The following is a 17,872-nucleotide window of genomic DNA, read 5'->3' as shown; positions in this document are numbered from 1 at the left end:
CGTACGGCGACGCCCCGCCCGTCGAGCTCCCCGATCGCGGCGTTGAGGTCGGTGCCCGGACGGGAGATCCGTCCGGGGCCCTGCCGTGTGCCGCGCGGAGGTTACGCCTCGCCCTTGGGCTTGGCGTCCACCCCGGCCTCCTTGCGCTGCGCACCCGTGATCGGGGTGGGCGCGCCGGTCAGCGGGTCGAACCCGGAGGCCGTCTTCGGGAAGGCGATGACGTCGCGGATGGAGTCGCCGCCGGACAGCAGCATGCAGATGCGGTCCCAGCCGTAGGCGATGCCGCCGTGCGGCGGCGGGCCGTACTTGAACGCCTCCAGCAGGAAGCCGAACTTGCCCTCGGCCTCCTCCTTGGAGATGCCCAGCACGTCGAAGACGCGCTGCTGCATCTCGGCGCGGTGGATTCGGATGGAGCCGCCGCCGATCTCCATGCCGTTGCAGACCATGTCGTAGGCGTAGGCCAGCGCCTCGGCGGGGTGGTCCTGGAAGTTGTCGGCCCACTCGGGCTTGGGACCGGTGAACGGGTGGTGCACCGCGGTCCAGCCGCCCTCGCCGTCCTCCTCGAACATCGGGGCGTCGACGACCCACAGGAAGCTCCACTGCGACTCGTCGATCAGCCCGCAGCGGCGGCCGATCTCCAGCCTGGCCGCGCCGAGCAGGTCGCGGGCCTCCGAGGGCTTTCCGGCCGCGAAGAAGACGGCGTCGCCGGGGGCGGCGCCGACCTTCCCGGCCAGGCCGGCGCTCTCGCTCTCCGAGAGGTTCTTGGCGACCGGGCCGCCGAGCGTGCCGTCCTCGCCGACGAGGACGTAGGCGAGGCCCTTGGCGCCGCGCGACCGGGCCCACTCCTGCCAGGCGTCGAGCTCCCGGCGGGTCTGGGAACCGCCGCCCGGCATGACCACGGCGCCGACGTACGGGGCCTGGAAGACCCGGAAGGAGGTGGCGGAGAAGTACTCCGTCATCTCGACGAGCTCCTGGCCGAAGCGCAGGTCCGGCTTGTCGGAGCCGTAGCGCGACATGGCCTCGGCGTAGGTCATCCGGGGCAGCGGCGTCGGCAGCTCGTAGCCGGCGATCTCCTTCCAGACGCGGCCGATCAGCGCCTCGCCCAGCGCGATGACGTCCTCCTGGTCCACGAAGGACATCTCGACGTCGATCTGGGTGAACTCCGGCTGGCGGTCGGCGCGCAGGTCCTCGTCACGGAAGCAGCGGGCGAGCTGGTAGTAGCGCTCCATGCCGGCGACCATGAGGAGCTGCTTGAACAGCTGCGGCGACTGCGGCAGGGCGTACCAGCTGCCCGGCTGCAGGCGGACCGGGACCAGGAAGTCGCGGGCGCCCTCGGGCGTGGAGCGGGTGAGCGTCGGGGTCTCGATGTAGTTGAACCCGTGCTCGTGCATCACCTCGTGGGCGAGGTAGGTGGCCCGGGAGCGGACCCGCAGGGCCTGCGCGACCTGCGGGCGGCGGATGTCGAGGTAGCGGTGCTTGAGCCGGGCCTCCTCCGAGACGCCCGCGGCGCCCTCGACCGGGAACGGCAGCGGCGCGGCCTCGCTGAGCACCTCGACCCGGGAGGCGACGACCTCGATCCCGCCGGTCGGCAGGTCGGGGTTCTCGTTGCCCTCGGGACGGACCCGCACCTCGCCGACGACCTTGACGCAGTACTCGGCGCGCAGGCCGTGCGCGTCGTCCTCCTCGCGGAAGACCACCTGGGAGGAGCCGGAGGCGTCGCGCAGGTCGATGAAGACCACGCCTCCGTGGTCGCGGCGGCGCGCCACCCACCCGGCCAGCGTCACCTGCTCGCCCGCGTGCTCCTTGCGCAGTGATCCCGCTTCGTGCGTGCGGATCATTTCCTCAGTCTCTCCTTCAGAGTCTCGACGATCTCAGCGAGCGGCACGGCGGTCTGGTCACCGCTGGCCATGTCCTTGACCTGGGCGGACCCGGCCGCGAGATCACGCTCGCCGAGGATCACGGCGTAGCCCGCGCCCGACCGGTCGGCGCCCTTCATCGCGCCCTTGAGGCCCTTGCCCCCGAACGACATGTCGGCGTCGAGGCCCGCGCGGCGCAGCTCGGTGATGAGCAGGAACATCCGGCGGCGCGCCTCCTCACCCAGCGGCACACCGTACACCTGCACACGGGAGGCGGCCTCCCCGGCTCCGAGCAGCCCCTCGGCCTCCATGGCCAGGACGGTGCGGTCGACGCCCAGCGCCCAGCCGACGCTCGGCAGGGCCGGGCCGCCGAGCATCTCGCTCAGGCCGTCGTAGCGGCCGCCGCCGCCCACCGCCGACTGCGAGCCCAGCCCGTCGTGGACGAACTCGAACGTGGTGCGCGTGTAGTAGTCGAGCCCGCGGACCAGCCTCGGGTCGTCGGCGTACGTCACGCCGGAGGCGGTCAGCAGCGCGCGGACCTCCTCGTGGTAGGTCTTGCACGCCTCGCACAGGTGGTCGACGACCAGGGGGGCGCCGGCGAGCTGCGCCTGCACCTCGGGCCGCTTGTCGTCGAGCACGCGCAGCGGGTTGATCTCGACGCGCTGCCTGGTGGCCTCGTCGAGGTCGAGCGCGCGCAGGAAGTCCTGCAGCGCCGCGCGGTAGGCGGGACGGCACTCCCGGCAGCCCAGCGTGTTCAGCAGCAGCCGCACGCCCGTCAGCCCCAGGCCGGCGTAGCCGTCGGCGGCCATCACGATCAGCTCCGCGTCGAGCGCAGGGTCCTCCGCGCCCAGCGCCTCGGCGCCGACCTGCCAGAAGTGGCGGTAGCGGCCCTTCTGGGCCCGCTCGTAGCGGAACTGGCTGCCGGAGTACCAGAGCTTCACCGGCAGCTGGCCGTTGTGCAGGCCGTGCTGGAGGACCGCCCGCACGACCGAGGCGGTGCCCTCGGGCCGCAGTGTGAGGGAGCGGCCGCCCTTGTCGGCGAAGGTGTACATCTCCTTGGAGACGATGTCGGTGGACTCGCCCACCCCGCGGACGAACAGCGCGGTGTCCTCGAAGACGGGGGTCTCGACGTAGCCGTAGCCTGCGCGGCGGACCGGGGCGGTCAGCGCCTCACGTACGGCGAGCGCCACCTCCGAACGGGGTGGAAGCCAGTCAAAGGTGCCCTTCGGCGCCTGCAGAGTCATCTCTTATAGTCCCCTGGTGGGTCCCGCGCCCGGCGCCGTCCCGGCCCGCCCGGCGAGCTCCGCCAGGTACGGGTTGGTGGCGCGTTCGCGGCCGATCGTGGTCTGTGGTCCGTGGCCGGGCAGGACCACCGTGTCGTCCGGCAGCGGCAGGCACTTGGCCGCCAGGCTGCGCAGGATCGTCGGGTGGTCGCCGCCCGGGAGGTCGGTGCGGCCGATGGAGCCGGCGAACAGCAGGTCGCCCGAGAACATCACGTCCGGGATCTCCCCGGAGGCGGGCAGCCTGAAGGTCACCGACCCCCTGGTATGGCCGGGGGCGTGGTCGACCGTGATCTCCATGCCCGCCAGCTCCAGCGCCTGACCGTCGGCCAGCTCGCGGACGTCGTCGGGCTCGGTGAAGGTCAGCCCGCCGAAGAACTGCTGCCTGGCCGCGAGCGGCAGCCCCTTGCCGGGGTCGGACAGCAGGTCGCGGTCCTCGGGGTGGATCCACGCGGGGACGTCGCGGGCGCCGCAGACGGGGGCGACCGACCACATGTGGTCGACGTGCCCGTGGGTGAGCAGCACCGCGACCGGCCGCAGCCGGTGCTCGCGCAGCACGTCGTCGAGGTCGGCGACCGCGTTCTGCCCGGGATCGACGACCACGCACTCCTCGCCGGCGGCGGGAGCCACGACGTAGCAGTTGGTCTGGAACGACCCGGCGGGAAAGCCGGCGATGAGCATCTGCCTCAGCCGATCTCGTCAAGAATACGGATGGGAATGTAACCGAAGGGTACCGGTGCGGGTCGCCGGGCTGCGAACCATCACCCTTTGGCCGATACGATTCGCCCACCTCAATAAGTAACACTCCGGCACTCGGGAGGGCGAAGCGGTGAGCGGCAAGGACCGCCAGAAGCAGCTGGCACGCGAGCACCACGAGCGGCAGATGAAGCGGCGCATCGAGCGTGAGACCAAGGCGAAGCGCACCGCGGTCATCGGCACCACCGCCGGGGTCGTGCTGGTGGTGGGCGGCGTGGTCGCCGCGATCGCCCTGATCGGAGGCGGTGACTCGGACGCCACCTCCGCCGCGTCGGCGTCGGGGAGCCCCAGCCCCGCCACGAGCGCGAGCGAGGGTCCCAAGCCCGCCGCCTTCGACCCGGCGACCGGCACCTGCGGCTACGTCCCCGACACCGAGGGGGCGGCGAAGAACGTCGGCATGCCGCCGGCCAAGGTGGACACCTCGCCCAAGGCGATGACGCTGAAGACGAACCGTGGCGACATCGTGATCCAGGTGTCGGCCGACAAGACCCCGTGCACGGTCAACTCCTTCGCCTTCCTGGCGAAGAAGGACTACTTCAACGGTTCCAAGTGCCACCGGCTGGGCTCCGAGCAGTTCCCGGTGCTGCAGTGCGGCGACCCGCTCGCCAAGGCCGACGGCAAGAGCCAGACCGACGGCCGGGGCGGGCCGGGGTACCGTTTCGTCAACGAGAACCTCGACGGCGCCAAGTACACCCGCGGCGTCGTGGCCATGGCCAACAGCGGCGCCGACACCAACGGCAGCCAGTTCTTCATCGTGTACGGCGACACCCAGCTCCCCCCGAACTACACGCCGTTCGGTACGGTCACGAAGGGAATGGAGATCATCGACGAGGTGAACAAGGGAGGCGTCATCACGCCGGGACCCGACGGCACCGGGGCTCCGAAGGAAACCGTCGAAATCAAAAACGTGACAATGTCCGGCAAGAGCTGACGTAATACAACCAAGATGCGGTTAGCCTCGAAAGGCTGATGAAAGTGCGGGAGGACACGGTGAGCACCGACCCGTGGGGCCGGGTAGACGACGACGGCACCGTCTACGTGCGTACGGCTGAGGGAGAACGGGCCGTCGGGTCCTGGCAGGCCGGCGAGCCGGAAGAGGCACTCGCCTACTTCCATCGCAAGTTCGACGAGCTGGCCGGGCAGGTCATGCTGCTGGAGCAGCGGGTCCGCGGCACCGACCTGCCACCGGCCCAGGCGGAGGCGACGATCGTCAAGCTGCGTGAGGCGATCACCGGCGCGCACGCCGTCGGCGACCTCGACGCGCTGCTGGGCCGCCTGAACGCCCTCACGGAGACGGTCGCCCAGCGCCGCGAGGAGGTCAAGGCCGCGCGCGACGTGGCCCGGGCCGAGGCCAGGGCGGTCAAGGAGCGCATCGTCGGCGAGGCCGAGCGGATCGCCGAGGACACCACGCACTGGAAGAGCGGCGGCGAACGGCTGCGCCAGCTCATCGAGGAGTGGAAGACCGCCGAGCGCATCGACCGGGTGACCGAGGCCGCGCTCTGGAAGCGGCTGTCGGCCGCCCGGACGGCCTTCGCCAAGCGGCGCAAGGCGTACTTCGCCGGGCTGGACGAGCAGCGGGAGGGCGTGCGCTCCACCAAGGAGCAGATCGTCACCGAGGCGGAGGCGCTGGCCTCCTCCGACGACTGGGGCGGGACGGCCGCCGCCTACCGCGAGCTGATGCGGCAGTGGAAGGCCGCGGGCCGGGCCTCCCGCGAGGTCGAGGACGAGCTGTGGGGCCGGTTCAAGGCCGCCCAGGACCAGTTCTTCCAGGCCCGCTCGGCGGTCTTCGCCGAGCGCGACGCCTCGCTCGCGGCCAACGCCGAGGTCAAGGAGCAGCTCCTGGCCGAGGCGGAGAAGATCCTGCCGGTCTCCGACGCCCGGTCGGCCAGGGCGACCCTGCGGGGCGTCCTGGAGCGCTGGGAGGCCGCCGGCCCGGTCCCCCGGGAGCAGCGCGACCGCCTGGAGGGCGGTCTGCGCCGCATCGACGAGGCGGTCCGCAAGGCCGAGGAGGCGGAGTGGAAGCGCTCCAACCCCGAGGCCCGCGCCCGCGCCCAGAACACGGTCGACCAGCTCCACCGGTCGATCGAGCAGCTTGAGGCCCGCCTGGCCAAGGCCAGGGCTGCGGGCCGGGACAAGGACGTCAAGGACGCCGAGGAGGCCCTGGAAGCCCGTCGTTCCTGGCTGGAGGAGGCCGAGCGCACGCTCGCCGAGTTCTCCTGACCTCCCGCACGGCACGTGGCCGGGCGTCCCCGCGCGGGGGCGCCCGGTTCGGCTTGTACGGGCCCCCGCCCGCGTGACAGAGCCCGAGCGGGCCCGTCAGGTCGGCTCGTGCCCGTGCGATGGCCCGGGGCCGGCTCCCTCTCCGCGCCCGGGACGGATACGCCCCGGGGCGGCGGTCAGGAGCCGGCGCCGCTCACCCGGTAGACGTCGTAGACGCCGGGGATGTTGCGCACCGCCTTCAGGACGTGCCCGAGGTGCTTGGGGTCGGCCATCTCGAAGGTGAACTTGCTGATCGCCACCCGGTCGCGGGACGTCGTGACCGACGCCGACAGGATGTTCACGTGCTGGTCCGACAGGGTGCGGGTGACGTCCGACAGCAGCCGCGGCCGGTCGAGCGCCTCGACCTGGAGCGCCACCAGGAACACCGAGTCGCTCCCCGACGCCCAGGACACCTCCACCAGCCGGTCCGGCTGGGTCTTCAGCTGATCCCCGTTGGGGCAGTTGGTGCGGTGCACCGACACTCCGTGCCCGCGGGTGACGAAACCGAGGATGTCGTCGCCGGGCACCGGGGTGCAGCAGCGCGACAGGCGCACCCACACGTCGGAGTCGCCCGCGACCACCACGCCCGCGCCGCCGCTGCCGCCGCGGGGACGGCCCCGCAGCTTCGTCGGCACCGAGACCTCGGCGATGTCCTCCTCGGCGCCGTCCACTCCCCCGACGGAGTGCACGAGCTTCTGCACGACCGCCTGGGCGGCGATGTGGCCCTCGCCGACGGCCGCGTACAGGGCGGAGACGTCGGGGTAACGCAGGTCCCTGGCGAGGGTCAGCAGCGACTCCCCCGACATCAGGCGCTGCAGCGGCAGCCCCTGCTTGCGCATGGCCCGGCCGATGGCCTCCTTGCCCGCCTCGATCGCGGTCTCGCGGCGCTCCTTGGAGAACCACTGCCGGATCTTGTTGCGGGCCCGGCCCGACTTGACGAACTTCAGCCAGTCACGCGAGGGACCCGCGTCCGGCGACTTGGAGGTGAAGATCTCCACCGTGTCGCCGTTGCCCAGCCGCGACTCCAGCGGCACCAGGCGGCCGTTGACCCGGGCGCCGATACAGCGGTGACCGACCTCGGTGTGCACGGCGTAGGCGAAGTCGACCGGCGTCGCCCCCTCGGGCAGGGCGATCACCTGGCCCCGCGGGGTGAAGACGTACACCTCCGAGACCGACAGGTCGAACCTGAGCGACTCCAGGAACTCGCCGGGGTCGGCGGTCTCCTTCTGCCAGTCGAGGAGCTGGCGCAGCCAGGCCATGTCGCTGGCGGGCTTCAGCTTCGTCCCCGGGGCGCCGGAGGCCGTCATGTCCTCCTTGTACTTCCAGTGCGCGGCCACGCCGTACTCGGCCCGGTGGTGCATGGAGTGGGTGCGGATCTGCAGCTCCACCGGCTTGCCCTCGGGGCCGATGACCGTGGTGTGCAGCGACTGGTACATGTTGAACTTGGGCATCGCGATGTAGTCCTTGAACCGGCCGGGCACCGGGTTCCATCGCGCGTGGATCGTTCCGAGGGCGGCGTAGCAGTCGCGGACCGTGTCGACCAGCACCCGGATGCCCACCAGGTCGTAGATGTCGTCGAAGGCGACGTCGCGCGCGATCATCTTCTGGTAGACCGAGTAGTAGTGCTTGGGCCGGCCCTTGACCACCGCGCGGATCTTGGCCTCGCGCAGGTCCTTGGAGACGCTCTCGATGACCTCCTGCAGGAACAGGTCGCGGCGCGGGGCCCGCTCCGACACCATGCGGGCGATCTCGTCGTAGCGCTTGGGGTAGAGCATGGCGAACGCGAGGTCCTCCAGCTCCCACTTGATCGTGTTCATGCCCAGCCGGTGCGCGAGCGGGGCGAAGATCTCCAGGGTCTCGCGGGACTTCTGCTGCCGCTTGTGCTCGGGCAGGTAGCGCATGGTCCGCATGTTGTGCAGCCGGTCGGCGAGCTTGATCACCAGGACCCGGATGTCCCGCGACATCGCCACGACCATCTTGCGGACGGTCTCGGCCTGGGCGGCGTCACCGAACTTGACCTTGTCGAGCTTGGTGACGCCGTCGACCAGCAGCGCGATGTTGTCGCCGAAGTCGGCCCGCAGCTCGTCCAGGCCGTAGGCGGTGTCCTCGACGGTGTCGTGCAGCAGCGCGGCGCACAGGGTCTCGTCGTCGGTGCCGAGCTCGGCCAGGATCGTCGCCACCGCCAGGGGGTGGGTGATGTACGGGTCCCCGCTCTTGCGCTTCTGATCACGGTGGTGGTAGGCCGCCACGTCGTAGGCACGCTCAAGGAGCCGCAGGTCCGCTTTCGGATGCGTCGCGCGGACCGTGCGGAACAACGGCTCCAGCACCGGATTCATGGCGCCACTCCATTGCCCCCCAAAGCGTGCGATCCTGCGTCGTACGGCAGGCTTCTCCTCGGTGGCTCCGGACATGGGGGAACCGGCACCGCCTGCCGGGGCGGCCTCCTCGGGCCCGCCTCCATCGGCGGTCACGTCGGGAACGACCACATCACGGGGCACTCAGACTCCTCACGTTCGAGTCCAGATCCTCCAGTGTATCCAGACATGTCAGGAACCCTGCCCCACCGGGGTCGGATCAGACGATCACCAGGGAACGGACTTCGACGTCGTCGAGTCGTTCCCGCCCGTTGAGGAAGGCCAGTTCCATGAGCACGGCGATGGCGACGACCTCGGCGCCCGCCCTGCGGACCAGCTCCACCGCCGCACGCGCCGTGCCGCCGGTGGCGAGCACGTCGTCGACGATCAGGACCCGCTCGCCGGGGGCGAAGGCGTCCCGGTGCACCTCGATGACAGCGGAGCCGTACTCCAGATCGTAGGACTCCTCAAGCGTTTCCGCAGGAAGTTTGCCTTTCTTGCGTACCGGGACGAACCCCGCGGCCGCCTTGTGCGCCACCGGGGCGGCCAGGATGAACCCGCGGGCCTCGATGCCGACGATCTTGTCCACCCGGTACGCGCCGGCCAGCTCGTCCACCACGGCGGCGAACACCTCGGGGTCGGCGAGCAGGGGGGTGATGTCCTTGAAGACCACGCCCGGCTGGGGATAGTCGGGTACGTCGCGGATCCGGCCGAGGATGAGGGTGCGCAGGTCGCTCATGTCACTTCCTTATGAAAACGCCTCCGCTCCCGGGGGACGGGAGCGGAGGCGCCATCTGGGTGGGTTTACTTCTTCTTGCGCTTGTCGCCGTCGGCCACGGAGCCGGCCGAGCCGGAGCCGTTGGCCGCCGCCGCCGCGACCGGCTGGCGGGCGCCCTTGACGGGGGCGGTCCCGGCGCCGCGGCTCGCGACCCGGCGGGCGATCGCCTGGTAGCGCGGCTCGCGCTCCTTCAGCGTCACCAGCAGCGGCGTCGCCACGCACAGCGAGGAGTAGGTACCGACGATCATGCCGACGAACAGGGCCAGCGACAGGTCCTTCAGCGTGCCCGCGCCGAACAGCGTGGTGCCGATGAACAGGATCGCCGCGACCGGCAGGATCGCCACCAGGGTGGTGTTCAGCGACCGGATCAGCGTGTGGTTCAGCGCGTTGTTGGCCGCCTCGGTGTAGGTCATCTTGGAGGTCGTGCCGAGCTTGGCGGTGACCTCCTTGATCATGTCGAAGACGACGACCGCGTCGTACAGCGAGTATCCGAGGATGGTCAGGAAGCCCAGCAGGGTCGCCGGGGTGACCTCGAAGCCGGACCAGGCGTACACGCCGGCGGTGATGACCAGGTCGTGGAAGAGCGCCACGATGGCCGACAGCGCCATCTTCCACTCGAAGGCCACCGTCAGGTACAGGATGATCGCCAGCATGAAGACGATCAGGCCGATGACGGCCTTGTTGGCCACCTGGCCGCCCCACGAGCCGCCGATGACCTGGACGGTGACGTCGTTCTGCCTCAGGCCGTAGTCGCCCGCGACGGCCTTCTGGGTCTTGGTGACCCCCTCGGCCGGCAGGCTCTCGGTGGTGACCCGCCAGCCGTTTTTGGTCTCCTGGACGATGACCTGGTGCGCCCCGGTCTCCTCGAAGGTGCCGCGCACCTGCTCGATGGTCGCCGTGGGGGCCTTGAAGGAGAAGACCGAGCCGCCCTTGAACTCCACGCCGAGGTTCAGTCCGTTGACGATCAGGCCGACGATGGAGATGGCCAGGAGGAGGGCCGACAGGCCGTACCAGAGCTTTCTGCGGCCGACGAAGTCGACGTTGACCTCGCCGCGGTACAGCCGGCGCGCGATGCCGGACATCAGGCCTCCTGCGGAACGGTCGGGGCGGCGGGGCTCTGGCTCATGCGCTCGGCGTCGAGGCCGGAGAGCTTGTGGCCCTTGGCGAAGAACTTCCTCTTGGCGAGGAGCGCGACGAACGGCTTGGTGAACATGAACACCACCACGATGTCGATGAGCGTGGTCAGGCCCATCGCGAACGCGAAGCCGGCCACGCCGCCGACGGCCAGGAAGTACAGCACCACGGCGGCGATGAACATGACCGCGTCGGCGATCAGGATCGTGCGCCGGGCTCGGGCCCACGCGACCTCGACGGCCGCCCGCAGCGAGCGGCGGCCCTCCTTCATCTCGTCGCGGATTCGTTCGAAGTAGACGATGAACGAGTCCGCGGTGATGCCGATCGAGACGATGAGGCCGATGATGTGCGGCAGCGACAGGCGGAAGCCCGCGGTGGCGCCGAGGACGACCACCGACTCGTAGGTCAGGATCGTGGCGACCACGAGGCTCAGCACCGAGACGATGCCCAGGCCGCGGTAGTAGAGCAGCGAGTAGATCAGCACGAGCCCGAGGCCGATCGCGCCGGCGATCAGGCCGCCGCGCAGCTGGTCGGCGCCCAGGGTCGAGGAGACCTCCTCGATGGAGTCCGTCTTGAACTTCAGCGGCAGCGCGCCGTACTTGAGCTGGTTGGCCAGCTCGTCGGCGGTCACCTGGGTGAAGTTGCCGGAGATCTGGGCCCGGCCGCCGGTGATGGGCTCCTGGATGACCGGCGCGGAGATCACCACGCCGTCCAGCACCATGGCGACCTGGTTGCGCGGCGGCTGGGAGTTGAAGGCGGTGGTGGTGACCTTCGACCACTGCTGCGGGCCCTGGCCCTTGAAGGAGAGCTGGACGAGCCACTCGCCGGTGGTCTGGTCGACGCCGGAGGTGGCCTTGTCGATCGAGGTGCCGGTGACGGCGGCCTTGTCGAGGATGTACTTGGCCGAGCCGTCCTGGCTGCAGCCGACGTACTGCTGGTCCGGCGCGTCCTGGGCGCCCTGGCCCTTGTCCTTGGCGCAGTCGAGCGCCTTGAACCGTTCGAGGGCCTTGGGGTCGACGCCGGTGGTGTCGACGCCGGCCAGCGGGTCGTTCGCCGCGGGCGGGGTCGCGCTGGGGCTCGGCGTGGCGGACGGGGCCGCGGCGTTCTTGGCCGCCCGGCGCGCGGCCCGGTCGGCGGCCTTGTCGCCGTCCTTGGCCTTGTCACCGGCGTCGCGCGCGGCCTTCTTCGCCCCCGCCTCGGCGGAGGGGGTCGCCGACGGGTCCGGGGCGGTCAGCGCCGACGACAGCGCCCGGCCGGTGGGCGAGGCGCTCGGGCTGGACTGGGCGGTGCTCGTCGGGGCCGGCGTCGAGCCCGTGCCACCGTCGGTGGCCTTGCCGTCCGACGGGGCGGTGGACGGCGTCGGCGCCTGGGTGGGCATCTGTCCCGGGGGCGCGGGCGAGCCCTCCCCCACCGCCAGCACCTGGCGGAAACGCAGCTCCGCGGTGGTGCCGACCAGCTTGACGACTTCCTCCTGGCCTGCTCCGGGGACGGAGATGACGATGTTGTCACCGGACTTGACGACCTCGGCGTCGGAGATGCCGTTGCCGTTCACCCGGTCACGGATGATGTTCACGGCCAGGTCGAGGCTCTCCTGGGAGGGAGCCCCGCCGTTGGGCGTGACGGGCGTCAGCGTCACCGTGGTGCCGCCTGCGAGGTCGAGGCCATACTCGGGGGTGAACGCCTTGTTGAGGGCCATCACCCCGCCCATGGCGAGAATGAGTGCCAGAAGCGCCAGGAGCATGCGCCCCGGCTTGCTCTGGCCGCTGGTCGGTCGGGCCACTGGTCGTCAGTTCTTTCGGCTATAGGGGATGGATGGCGAGCCTGCTCACTTCTGCTGCGAGTCCTGGTTGTCGCTCTTCGGCTGAACGGTCTCCACCTCATTGTCCTCCACGACGCCCGCGGACTCGACGTCATCGGAGGCGGTGTCGTCGACCGGGGTCAGGACGCGGCCGATCGCGGCCTTGACCCACCGGGTCTCGACGCCGGGGGCGACCTCCAGGATCACGTCGTCGGCGTCGATGGCCGTGACGGTCGCGAACAGGCCGGTCGTCGTCATGACGCGGGCTCCCGGGGCCAGGGAGTTCTGCATCTGGGCCTGCTCCTGCTGCCGCTTGCGCTGCGGCCGGATGAGCAGGAAGTAGAACACCACGACCATCAACGCGATCATGATGAGGCTTGAGTAACCGCTGCTGCCGCCCATGGGGCCGCTCCTTACGCTCAGAAATGACCGGCGTGGCGCCGGACGTCGTATAACGGGCACGCCGCTCAGCACGTCAGCCTACACAGCCAGCCAAGCCACGGAGTTTAGGCGAGCTGTTAGGAGCGCGGCAACGAACCCACGAACGGGCTCCGAAGGAAGTTCCCATTTCGATATCGTTGTCATCGATCTGTGATTGACCCCGCGGAGTTTCCCTCTGCAATCCCAACGTCACATCGAGCCCGGGTCATCCCCGAGATCGGCGGACGCCGGCGGGGCGCCGAAGGCGTCCGGCGGCGGGACGAGCCCCAGGTGGAGCCATGCCGCGGCGGTCGCCACCCGGCCGCGGGGAGTGCGGGCCAGCAGGCCCTGGCGCACCAGGAACGGCTCGGCCACCACCTCGACCGTCTCGGGCTCCTCGCCGACCGCGACCGCGAGGGTGGACAGGCCGACCGGGCCGCCGCCGAACTTGCCCAGCAGCGCGGTGAGGACCGCCCGGTCGAGCCGGTCGAGCCCCTCGGCGTCGACCTCGTAGAGGTTCAGCGCCGCCGCGGCGACGTCGCGGGTGACGACGCCGTCGGACCGCACCTCCGCGAAGTCGCGGACCCGGCGCAGCAGGCGGTTGGCGATGCGGGGCGTGCCGCGGGAGCGCCCGGCGATCTCGCGGGCGGCGTCGCCGGGCAGCTCCAGGCCGAGCAGCGCCGCCGAGCGGTGCAGCACCAGCTCCAGCTCACCGGCGTCGTAGAAGTCCATGTGGGCGACGAACCCGAACCGGTCGCGCAGCGGCGCGGGCAGCAGGCCGGCCCGGGTGGTGGCGCCGACCAGGGTGAACGGGGCGACCTCCAGCGGGATCGCGGTGGCCCCGGGCCCCTTGCCCACCACGATGTCCACCCGGAAGTCCTCCATCGCGAGGTAGAGCATCTCCTCGGCGGGGCGGGCCATCCGGTGGATCTCATCGATGAACAGCACCTCGCCCTCCGACAATGTGGAGAGGATGGCCGCGAGGTCACCGGCCCGCTCCAGCGCCGGCCCGGAGGTGATCCGGATGGGGGCCGACAGCTCGGTGGCGATGATCATGGCGAGGGTGGTCTTTCCGAGACCGGGGCCGCCGCTCATCAGCACGTGGTCGGGCGGCCGGTTGCGCCGCAGCGCGCTCTGCAGCACCAGCGACAGCTGCTCGCGCACCCGCGCCTGGCCGATGAACTCCTCCAGCCGCTTGGGCCGCAGCGCGGCCTCGACCAGCCGCTCGTCGCCCTCGGCGTCGGCCGAGACGAGTTCCCGCTCGAAGCTCACGGCGTCTCCCCCCTCACCGCACGCTCAGCACGCGCAGCGCGGCCTTGAGCAGCGCCGCCACCTGGGGCGCGCGGCCCTGGGCCGTCTCGGCGTCGGCCTGGGGCGCGACGAGCGCGACGGCCTCGTCGGCGTCCTTGGCCGAGTATCCCAGCCCGACCAGGCCGGAGTGGACCTGCTCGCGCCAGGCGGGGACGGCCGGGCCGCCGTTGAGGGCGGCGCTGACGGCCTCCTCGGGGGTGCCGAGCTTGTCCTTGAGGTCGACGATGATCCGCTGGGCGCCCTTGGGGCCCACCCCGGGGACCCGGGTCAGCGCCTTGACGTCGGCGGCGGCCACGGCCATCCGCAGCGCGTTGGGCGTGTGCACGGCGAGCATCGCCAGCGCGACCTTCGGGCCGACCCCGCTGGCCGCCTGGAGCAGCTCGAAGATCCTGCGCTCGTCGTCGTCGGCGAAGCCGTACAGCGTGAGGGACTCCTCGCGCACCACCAGCGAGGTGGCCAGCCGGGCCTCCTCCCCCACGCGCAGCGCCGCCAGCGTGCCGGGCGTGCAGTGCACCAGCACGCCGACGCCGCCGACCTCGACCACCGCTCCGTCGGGGGCGATCGCGGCCACCCGTCCTCGCACCGAGGCGATCACTTCGTCGTTCCTCTCGAGTATCCGGCGGGCCTGCCCCGCCCGCGGAAGTACGCGGCGGCGGTGACCCCGCCGCCCGCGCCGGTGGCCCGCGCGGCCGCCTCGGCCAGTCTGTTCTGGGCGCCGCCCCGCCAGACGTGGCAGATGGCCAGGGCGAGCGCGTCGGCGGCGTCGGCGGGCTTGGGCATGGCGTCGAGCCGCAGCAGCCTGGTCACCATGGTGCCGACCTGGCGCTTGTCGGCCGTGCCGCTGCCGGTGATCGCGGCCTTGACCTCCGACGGGGTGTGCAGCGCCACCGGCAGTCCCCGGCGGGAGGCGCACAGGATCGCCACCGCCGACGCCTGGGCGGTGCCCATGACGGTGCGCAGGTTGTGCTGGGCGAAGACGCGCTCCACGGCCACCGCGTCCGGCTCGATCTCGTCGAGCCAGCGCTCGATGCCGGCCTCGATCGCCACCAGCCGGGCCCCGATCTCGTCGTCGGCGGGGGTGCGCACCACCCCGACCTTGACCAGGCGGAGCGGCGCCCCGGGGCGCCCCTCGACCGCTCCGAGCCCGCACCGGGTCAGCCCCGGATCGACCCCCATCACCCGCAGTTCGGGCAACCGCACCGGCACGCCTTCCGCTCGCCGAACACCTGTTCGGTGCCCGACTCTACCGTCTGCGGGCAGGGCGCGCACGGCCATCGAACCGCCCGCGCCGCCCCCGGGACGGGTCTCCGGGCGTTCGAAACCATGATCGTTCCGTCCCGTGGCCGGCGCGTTCAGAACGAGTCGGTCATGTACGGCCGGGCGTGGAAGGCGGCGTCGAGGGCGTCGTCGGCGTCCGCCGGCCCGGTGAGGAGGCCCGCGCGGCGCAGGGTGGCGGCCGGCACGCCCGCGAACAGCGCGGAGAGGCCCCCGGCGGTGAGAGCGGGAGCCGTCCCCGGGATGGTCCCGGCGGGCTGGGCCGTACCGGAGCCGCCGGAGACCGCCAGGTGCCAGGGGCCGGAGGAGGCGGGCCGCTCGGGGTCGTCGACGTGGACCACGACGTCGAGGGTGACGCCCGCCGGGAACCCGCGCCCGGCGACGGCCGCCGCCGGGTCCACCACGCGGAACATCCAGCGGCTCTGCGCGACCTCGTCGTTCACCCGCTCGCCGAGCAGCCAGAACACCGGGTCGTCGGGGGCGACGGCCGCGCGGACCTTCTTGGCGACGGAGGACGAGGAGCCGACCAGCGCCCACAGCGCCCTGGCCGTGGCCTCCGAGCCGGCGAGCAGGTGGCTGACCGAGATGTCGGGGCCGTCCCAGCCGTAGGCCACGAAGCCGTCCTCGGCCAGGTAGACGAAGTCGCGGGTGCTCTCCAGCCACCGGCGCACGTCCGCCTCGCTCCGGCGGACCGGCCCGGAGGCGCGGGTGGCGGCGTGGACGCGCCCGATGACCTCGCCCAGCGCGCGGGCGTCCCCGGGGCCGGTACGGCGGAGCGGGACGTCGCCGGTCGTGCGGATCGAGCGCAGCCCCTCGGTGGGCAGCACGGCCCGGTGCAGGGCTCCGGCGTGCTCCCAGCCGAGCGAGCGGTAGATGCGGGTGGTGGCGGGGTACAGCGCCGAGACCGGCAGCCCCAGCGCGGCGCAGCGGTCCAGGGCGGCCCGCATGATCATCCGTCCGACGCCGCGGCCCCGGTCCTCGGGGGCGACGGTGACCGAGGCGATGCCGCCCATGGGCAGCGGCCTGCCGTGCCACCACTGGGTGAAGTCCTCGATGCGGGTCGTGGCGACGAGGCGGGCGCCGTCGAAGGCGCCGAGGTATCTGCCCTCCTCCACGGCGGGCAGGACGCCGCGCCGCCAGGGCTCCGCCTCGCCCTCCGGGACGGGCCCGAAGGCCCGGACGCGGTTGTCCAGCGCCGCGTCGAGATCGCCGGCGGTCAGCTCACGTATTTCCACGGTCCCCAAACCTAGGCCGTGCGCTCCGGGGAGCGCTCATCGGCCCCGGCCGGCTCCTGGCGGCCGCGCAGGCGGTCCAGGCGCGTCATCACCGGGGTCGCCGTGACGCCGTGCAGCACCAGGGAGGCCAGCACGGTGAAGGCCACCACCGCCCACAGCTCCTCCGCGGGCACGCCGAAGTCGGCCTGGCCGAGGGCGTAGGCGAGGTAGAACAGCGAGCCGATGCCCCGGATGCCGAAGAAGGCCATCACGCCGCGCTCGCGCGGCCCCGGCCGGCCGCCGAGCGTGGCGAGCCACCCGGTCAGCGGGCGGATCACCAGCAGCAGGAGCAGGCCGACCGCCGCGCCCCGCCAGGTGAGCGCGGCCAGGCCGCCGGTGGCCACGAACCCGCCGAGCAGCAGGATCAGCCAGGCGGTGAACAGCCGCTCGATCTGCTCGATGAAGCCGTGCAGGACGGCGTTGTAGCCGTGCGTGCGCTCGGCGGCCCTGATCGTGCAGGCCGTCACGAACACCGCGATGAAGCCGTAGCCGTGCACCAGCTCGGTGAGGCCGTAGGCGAGGAAGGTCGCGGCCAGCGCCACGAAGCCGTCGCGATGCTCGGCGAGCCGCAGGTCGGAGACCTGGGCGCGGAAGAACAGCCGGCCCAGCGCCTTGCCGGCCAGCAGGCCGCCCACGACGCCCGCCCCGCACCGGTAGAGCAGGTCCACCAGCACCCACTCCCCGGTCCATTCCAGGCCGCCGCCCGCCGCCGCCAGCGCGATCGCGGCGAACACCAGGGGGAAGGCCAGGCCGTCGTTGAGCCCGGCCTCGGAGGTGAGGGTGAAGCGGACCTCGTCGTCGTCGGTCTCGGAGTCGACGGGCTCACCGACCTGCACGTCGGAGGCGAGCACCGGGTCGGTCGGCGCGAGCACCGCGCCCAGCAGCAGCGCGGCGGCCCACGGCCAGCCCAGCAGGCCGTGGACGGCCAGCGTGACGGCGCCGACGGTCAGCGGGAGCGTCCAGCCCAGCAGCCGCCAGGTAGAGGTCCAGCGGCGCGGCTCGAAGGGCCGGTTGATCGCCAGCCCGGCGCCCATCAGCGAGATGAGGACGCAGATCTCGGTGGCGTGCTCCAGCAGCGCCCGGTGTGCCACCGGGTCGGGCTCGGGCAGGTCCAGGGGCAGGAGGTAGAGCAGCGCGCCGCCGATCAGGCAGGCCAGCGGCAGCGAGAAGGCACGCCGGTTGAGCAGGCGCGGCAGGATCGCCGCGAACAGGGCGGCGACGCCCGCCACGGCGAAGATGAGGTCAGGGTTCGGCATCGTAGGGCGGCATATGCCCTCATTTATTGAGGTAAACCGAAGGCCACGCTTTTCCGGGGAACCTCATGGGAAGCCCATGAATCCACCCGTGCACGGCCACGCGTCCGGGCGGGCGCCGCCC

The 17,872-nt window shown here is 71.8% G+C and carries 15 protein-coding genes; 2 read left to right on the top strand and 13 right to left on the bottom strand.

All coding sequences use genetic code 11. From position 1 onward, the window contains the following. Positions 1-101 precede the first annotated feature (101 nt). The 3 genes from aspS to AB0D67_RS14775 are packed head-to-tail and all read right to left on the bottom strand — an operon-like array spanning position 102 to position 3,817. Positions 102-1,838 carry an aspartate--tRNA ligase gene (gene aspS, locus AB0D67_RS14785; RefSeq protein ID WP_362934318.1) on the bottom strand — a complete coding sequence of 579 codons (1,737 nt, stop codon included), beginning with the start codon at positions 1,836-1,838 and terminating at the stop codon, positions 102-104. Beyond that, positions 1,835-3,100 (bottom strand): histidine--tRNA ligase, encoded by a 1,266-nt coding sequence (gene hisS, locus AB0D67_RS14780; protein ID WP_362934315.1) that lies wholly within the window; start codon positions 3,098-3,100, stop codon positions 1,835-1,837. The genes aspS and hisS overlap by 4 nt, the downstream gene beginning before the upstream one ends. A 3-nt stretch (positions 3,101-3,103) precedes the next feature. Further along, positions 3,104-3,817: an MBL fold metallo-hydrolase gene (locus AB0D67_RS14775; RefSeq protein WP_362934312.1), complete on the bottom strand. Its 714-nt coding sequence runs from the start codon at positions 3,815-3,817 to the stop codon at positions 3,104-3,106. A gap of 148 nt (positions 3,818-3,965) precedes the next feature. Here AB0D67_RS14775 and AB0D67_RS14770 point away from each other — a divergent pair, with 148 nt between their 5' ends. Together AB0D67_RS14770 and AB0D67_RS14765 are read left to right on the top strand one after the other, a co-directional pair. Then, positions 3,966-4,823 carry a peptidylprolyl isomerase gene (locus AB0D67_RS14770; protein WP_362934309.1) on the top strand — a complete coding sequence of 286 codons (858 nt, stop codon included), beginning with the start codon at positions 3,966-3,968 and terminating at the stop codon, positions 4,821-4,823. A 38-nt stretch (positions 4,824-4,861) separates the two neighbouring features. Continuing rightward, positions 4,862-6,112 (top strand): DUF349 domain-containing protein, encoded by a 1,251-nt coding sequence (locus AB0D67_RS14765; RefSeq protein ID WP_362934306.1) that lies wholly within the window; start codon positions 4,862-4,864, stop codon positions 6,110-6,112. Between the two features lie 176 nt (positions 6,113-6,288). Here the strand turns inward: AB0D67_RS14765 and AB0D67_RS14760 are convergent, their stop codons facing one another. The 10 genes from AB0D67_RS14760 to AB0D67_RS14715 form a co-directional block, all read right to left on the bottom strand. Beyond that, positions 6,289-8,487: a bifunctional (p)ppGpp synthetase/guanosine-3',5'-bis(diphosphate) 3'-pyrophosphohydrolase gene (locus tag AB0D67_RS14760; protein WP_362934303.1), complete on the bottom strand. Its 2,199-nt coding sequence runs from the start codon at positions 8,485-8,487 to the stop codon at positions 6,289-6,291. A 238-nt stretch (positions 8,488-8,725) separates the two neighbouring features. Beyond that, complete coding sequence (locus AB0D67_RS14755; protein WP_362934300.1) at positions 8,726-9,244, bottom strand: adenine phosphoribosyltransferase; 519 nt, start codon at positions 9,242-9,244, stop codon at positions 8,726-8,728. 65 nt (positions 9,245-9,309) lie between these two features. Then, positions 9,310-10,365, bottom strand: a complete 1,056-nt coding sequence (secF, locus tag AB0D67_RS14750) for a protein translocase subunit SecF (protein ID WP_362934297.1) — start codon at positions 10,363-10,365, stop codon at positions 9,310-9,312. Next, positions 10,365-12,197, bottom strand: coding sequence for a protein translocase subunit SecD (gene secD / locus AB0D67_RS14745; protein ID WP_362934294.1), 1,833 nt, complete (start codon positions 12,195-12,197; stop codon positions 10,365-10,367). Before secD ends, secF begins: the two co-directional genes overlap by 1 nt. 45 nt (positions 12,198-12,242) lie before the next feature. After that, positions 12,243-12,617, bottom strand: coding sequence for a preprotein translocase subunit YajC (gene yajC, locus AB0D67_RS14740; RefSeq protein ID WP_362934291.1), 375 nt, complete (start codon positions 12,615-12,617; stop codon positions 12,243-12,245). Positions 12,618-12,845: 228 nt separating this feature from the next. Further along, a complete protein-coding gene (gene ruvB / locus AB0D67_RS14735; protein ID WP_362934288.1) occupies positions 12,846-13,907 on the bottom strand; it encodes a Holliday junction branch migration DNA helicase RuvB in 1,062 nt (353 codons plus the stop codon). Between the two features lie 13 nt (positions 13,908-13,920). Further along, positions 13,921-14,541: a Holliday junction branch migration protein RuvA gene (gene ruvA, locus AB0D67_RS14730; RefSeq protein ID WP_362934285.1), complete on the bottom strand. Its 621-nt coding sequence runs from the start codon at positions 14,539-14,541 to the stop codon at positions 13,921-13,923. Then, positions 14,538-15,131: a crossover junction endodeoxyribonuclease RuvC gene (ruvC, locus tag AB0D67_RS14725; RefSeq protein WP_362934327.1), complete on the bottom strand. Its 594-nt coding sequence runs from the start codon at positions 15,129-15,131 to the stop codon at positions 14,538-14,540. Before ruvC ends, ruvA begins: the two co-directional genes overlap by 4 nt. A gap of 167 nt (positions 15,132-15,298) precedes the next feature. Beyond that, positions 15,299-16,456 (bottom strand): GNAT family N-acetyltransferase, encoded by a 1,158-nt coding sequence (locus AB0D67_RS14720; protein ID WP_362934282.1) that lies wholly within the window; start codon positions 16,454-16,456, stop codon positions 15,299-15,301. 11 nt (positions 16,457-16,467) lie between these two features. Then, positions 16,468-17,751, bottom strand: coding sequence for a cation:proton antiporter (locus AB0D67_RS14715; RefSeq protein ID WP_362934279.1), 1,284 nt, complete (start codon positions 17,749-17,751; stop codon positions 16,468-16,470). Positions 17,752-17,872: the final 121 nt, after the last annotated feature.

This window comes from Streptosporangium sp. NPDC048047 (assembly GCF_040653115.1).
Taxonomy (GTDB): domain Bacteria; phylum Actinomycetota; class Actinomycetes; order Streptosporangiales; family Streptosporangiaceae; genus Streptosporangium.
This window is presented reverse-complemented; position numbering and strand designations above follow the sequence as displayed.